The organism is Paenibacillus sp. P4_A9 (genome assembly GCF_056402415.1).
In genome coordinates, this window is sequence record NZ_JBFUHL010000240.1 from 1 (window position 1) to 635 (window position 635).

Annotated in this window: 2 protein-coding genes; one reads left to right on the forward strand and one right to left on the reverse strand. The window is 56.1% G+C overall.

Annotation, left to right across the window (positions count from 1 at the left end):
* Window positions 1-227 (reverse strand): hypothetical protein (locus AC1DVJ_RS31235; protein WP_477596859.1); only part of this gene is annotated, 227 nt, incomplete at its 3' end.
* On the opposite strand from AC1DVJ_RS31235, the gene yihA reads away from it, so the two are divergent.
* Window positions 226-635 (forward strand): ribosome biogenesis GTP-binding protein YihA/YsxC (gene yihA, locus AC1DVJ_RS31240; protein ID WP_477596861.1); only part of this gene is annotated, 410 nt, incomplete at its 3' end. The genes AC1DVJ_RS31235 and yihA overlap by 2 nt on opposite strands.

A 635-nucleotide genomic window follows, 5' to 3' on the forward strand; every position in this document is an offset into this window, starting at 1 on the left:
TCAAGACACCGGCAGCTAGCAGCCATTTCGTCATAAAACGACCTTTTCAGGGTTGAGAGCGAGCTGCGTTCTAGTGCGCAATTTCGGTCAATCGCTCTCGTGAACTTCATCCTACGCTGGGACAAAGCGCACACAAAATCTGCGGCATTATATACTGGCGTTACTGAAACGGAAACGACACTGCTCGCCGCGTCCATTCTCGGCACCGCCCACATCGGAAATCCCATGCAACTCAAGAACCCCATTCTCGGCCTGTGCCAACAGTCCACCTTCATGCTCAGCGCGGCCAAAGTCGACCAATGTCCCGACGACGAAGGCTTTGAAGTCGCCTTCGCCGGGCGTTCCAACGCCGGCAAATCCAGCGCCCTGAACACCCTGACTCACGCCAGTCTGGCCCGAACCTCGAAGACTCCGGGTCGTACGCAGCTGCTGAACTTCTTCAAGTTAGACGACGATCGCCGTTTGGTCGACCTGCCCGGTTACGGTTACGCCAAGGTACCGATCCCGCTGAAACTGCACTGGCAGCGTCACCTGGAAGCGTATCTGGGCGGTCGCGAGAGCTTGAAAGGTTTGATTTTGATGATGGACATCCGTCATCCAATGACTGATTTCGACCTGCTGATGCTCGACTGGGC